3 protein-coding genes are annotated in these 3,770 nt (G+C 69.6%); 2 read left to right on the forward strand and 1 reads right to left on the reverse strand.

The features are described 5' to 3' along the window. The first annotated feature begins 291 nt into the window (after window positions 1–291). Window positions 292–1,584, forward strand: a complete 1,293-nt coding sequence (locus AB4Y86_RS14090) for a glycosyltransferase 87 family protein (RefSeq protein WP_441402828.1) — start codon at window positions 292–294, stop codon at window positions 1,582–1,584. A gap of 5 nt (window positions 1,585–1,589) precedes the next feature. Continuing rightward, window positions 1,590–2,381, forward strand: coding sequence for an SDR family oxidoreductase (locus tag AB4Y86_RS14095; protein WP_441402829.1), 792 nt, complete (start codon window positions 1,590–1,592; stop codon window positions 2,379–2,381). 85 nt (window positions 2,382–2,466) lie between these two features. On the opposite strand, the gene AB4Y86_RS14100 is transcribed toward AB4Y86_RS14095, so the two are convergent. Continuing rightward, the gene (locus AB4Y86_RS14100; protein ID WP_441402830.1) at window positions 2,467–3,654 is read right to left on the reverse strand and encodes an acyl-CoA dehydrogenase family protein; all 1,188 of its coding nucleotides are present in this window, start codon (window positions 3,652–3,654) and stop codon (window positions 2,467–2,469) included. Window positions 3,655–3,770: the final 116 nt, after the last annotated feature.

Raw genomic sequence — 3,770 nt, forward strand, 5'->3', positions numbered from 1 at the left:
ATCCGCAAGGACACCGGACAGAAGACCAGGGTCCCTGTCCCGGCCTGACGACTCGGTAGGATGAACGGCGGGGACCGGGGCAGCCGCTGCCGGCTCGCTGCACTTTCGTCCCGCGGCAGCAAATATTGGGGGGAAGCACACATGTCATTGCTCGACGCCGAAAACCCGCTCGCCCCGCCGGCCGGAGTCCCGCCACGCATCCAGACAGGAGGCCCGGCTGGAATCCCGGCCGCGCCCCGGCCGGCGCCGAGCCGCATCAGGGTACGTTCCGTCCGTGCCAGTCTCGCGGCCGTGCTCCTTCCCCTGGCCGTGGCGGTCGTGGCGTACGCGGCGTGGCACTGGCTGGCCGTTTGGGGCGAGCAAGGGCTCGACTTCAGCGTCTACTGGTACGGCGGCAAGATCCTCAACGATGCGGGCCCGACACCCTCGGACCTCTACCAGGGCAACGTTGACTGGTCCGGCGGACCCGGGCTGCCGTTCACCTACCCGCCCTTCGCCGCCCTGCTCTTCAGCCTGCTGGCCCGGGTGCCGGAGAAACTGGCGCTGAACTGGTTCAACGGCGCAGGCGTCATTATCGGGCTCTGGGTCGCGGTCCGCGGGGTCCGCTACTGGAATGCCAAGGCAGACTGGCGCGCCACCTTCCGCTCCCCGGCCAACTCCTGGGCCGCCGCCGTCCTGGTCCTGGCCGTGCTCAACCTCGGCCCCTGGCGTGAGACTCTGGCATTCGGGCAGATCAACATCCTGCTGATGGGCCTGATGGCCGCGGATCTGCTGGCCCGGAATCCCCGCTGGGCCCGCGGCGTCCCCGGCAGCGGGTTCCTGGTGGGCGTCGCCGCAGGCATCAAGCTGACACCGCTGGTCTTTGGACTCTATTTCCTGGTCCGCAAGGACTGGCGCGGCCTCCGGAACATGGCCGCGGGATTCTTCGCCACGGTCCTGGTCGGCGGGCTGTTGCGCCCGGCGGAATCGCTGCAGTTCTGGCTCCACGTCCTGCCGGACACCTCCCGGATCGGCGGGGCGGGCTACGTCGACAACCTGTCGCTCAAAGGCGCCCTGCTGCACTTCGGCGTCCCGGAGGCAGCCGTCACCGCCCCCTGGCTGGTGCTCAGCCTGCTGGTCGTGGCCCTGGCCGCCGGCATCATCAAATCCGCCAGCGAGCAGGGCGCCCGGGTGGTCGCCATCTCGGCGACGGCACTGACCATGCTGCTCATTAGCCCCATCTCCTGGTCCCACCACTGGGTGTGGGTCGCCGTCGTCCTCCCCGCGTTCGCCTGGACCCTACGTGAAACCGCGCACCGCTATCGCCGCACGCGCTGGCTCATGGGCGCAGTGCTGGGCGTCTCCGTGCTCGTGTTCCTCTTCTCGCCGAAGACGATCGGCACCGCTCTCGGCGCGCAGAACCTCGATCTCCAGACCCCCGGGCTCTGGATTATGGCCTCCAGCGCAGGCGTCTTTTGCGCACTTGCCCTCATGCTGTGCTGGTTGCTGGTCCTCCGGCGCGGCTCCGTTGCCCCGCCCGTCGACCGGGGCAGTGAATCTGCCCCGGGCCACGAGCCTGCCGTCCGGCCCGTCACGCTAGGCTGAGCCGCATGGCCCCGCATCCCACTTTGACGACGCCGGAATCCCCGGCCGCGGATCGCAAGACCGCCCTCGTGACCGGCGTCGGACGGCTCGCGGGCCTCGGGGCCGGCATAGCGCGACGGCTCGCCGCCGACGGCTGGGACCTGGTGCTCACGTACTGGCAGGACTACGACACCCGGATGCCCTGGGGTGTCCAGCCGGACGACGTCGAACGCCTCACCGCGGAACTGCAGGCGACCGGAGCCTCGGTGGCGGCAGTGGCCGCCGACTTCGAGGACCCGCAGGCCGTGGACCGGCTGATGGCCGAGACGGCGGCGCGGGCCGGCACCGTGCAGGGGCTCGTGCTCAGCCACGCGGAGTCCGTGGACTCCGGCATCCTGGACACGTCCGTGGCGAGCTTTGAGCGGCACTTTGCCGTCAATACCCGCGCCAGTTGGCAGCTGATCGCGGCATTCGCCCGGCAGGCACCGGCCGACGGCGGCGCGATCGTGGCACTGACCAGCGACCACACCGCGTTCAACCTGCCCTACGGGGCGTCCAAAGGCGCCCTGGACCGGATCGTGATTGCCGCAGCCAGGGAGCTGGGCCCGCTCGGAATCAGCGCCAATGCCCTCAACCCGGGACCGGTGGACACCGGCTGGATGGACGGGCCACTGCGTGAGGAGCTGGCCCGCCGGCAGCCCGGCGGCCGGCTGGGCACTCCTGCGGACGTTGCCGGGACCGTGGCGTTCCTGCTCTCGCCGGAGGGCCGCTGGGTGTCCGGCCAGCTGGTCAAGGCCGACGGCGGCTTCTCGGCCTGAGGGTGCCGGGGGACCCCGCCGAGGTGGCAGATGACGGCAATGCTGCTGCCGAACACTGCCTTAAAGTGTCACCCCACCCGAGCCGTCAGCGGAACGCGGCCAGCCCGGTGATGTGCTGGCCCAGGACCAGGGTGTGCACCTCATCGGTGCCCTCATAGGTGCGCACCGACTCAAGGTTGGCGGCGTGCCGCAGCGGTGAATAGTCGAGGGTGATGCCGTTCCCGCCCAGGATGGTGCGGGCCTCGCGGGCAATCGCGATCGCCTCCCGGACGTTGTTCAACTTGCCCAGCGAAATCTGCTCCGGCCGCAGCTTCCCGACATCCTTGAGCCGGCCCAGCTGCAGTGCCACCAGCGTGCCCTTCTGGATTTCGAGCAGCATGTTGACCAACTTTTCCTGGGTGAGCTGGTACCCGGCCAGCGGCCTGCCGAACTGCAGCCGCTCCTGCGAATACCTCAGTGCCGCCTCGTAGGAGTCCCGGGCCGCGCCCATCGCGCCCCAGGCGATCCCATACCGTGCCTCGTTCAGGCAGCTGAAGGGTCCGCGCAGCCCCCGGGCCTCCRGCAGCAGCGCCTCCGGGCCCAGCATGACCGCGTCGAACGTGACATCGCACTGGATCGAGGCGCGCATCGACAGTTTCTGACCGATCGGCGTCGCGGTGACACCCGGGGAGCCGGCGGGGACCAGGAAGCCGCGCACGCCGTCGTCGGTCATCGCCCACACCACCAGCACGTCCGCCACGGAGGCGAGTCCGATCCAGCGCTTGGCTCCGTCAAGGACCCAGCCGGCGTCGTCGCCGGTGCCGTCCCGGCGGGCGAAGGTCTGCATGGCGGCCGGGTCCGAGCCGGCCGTGGGCTCGGTGAGGGCAAAGCAGCCGATCAGCTCGCCGGCGGCCATCCGCGGGAGCCACTGTTGCTTCTGCTCCTCCGAACCCCACAGGTGGATCGCCGTCATGGCGAGGGACCCCTGCACCGAGACGAAGGTGCGGATACCGGAATCACCGGCTTCGAGCTCCATCGCGGCCAAGCCGTATTCCACGGCGGAGCGGCCTGGGCAGCCATAGCCCTGCAGTTGCATGCCCAGCACGCCGAGCTCGCCCAGTTCCGGCGCGAGATCCAGTGGGAAGACGCCGTCGTCGTACCAGCCGGCGATGGCCGGACGGATCCGCTGGCTGGTGAAATCGCGGACCTTTTCCCGCACCGCCAGCTCGTCGGCGCTCAACAGGGAATCGATCGCCAGGACATCGGACACGTCAATTGCTCCAACACTGCTCATGGAAGCATCCTACGTTCCCGGAACTCCCTCCTAGGCCGGGCCTACACTGGTGCCATGGACACCGCTTCCGTGCTTGCCGTCTGCCGCGTATACCAGTTGCTGAGCGACTCCGGGAA

It is taken from the genome of Arthrobacter sp. 2YAF22_2 (genome assembly GCF_052114645.1).
Lineage (GTDB): Bacteria > Actinomycetota > Actinomycetes > Actinomycetales > Micrococcaceae > Arthrobacter.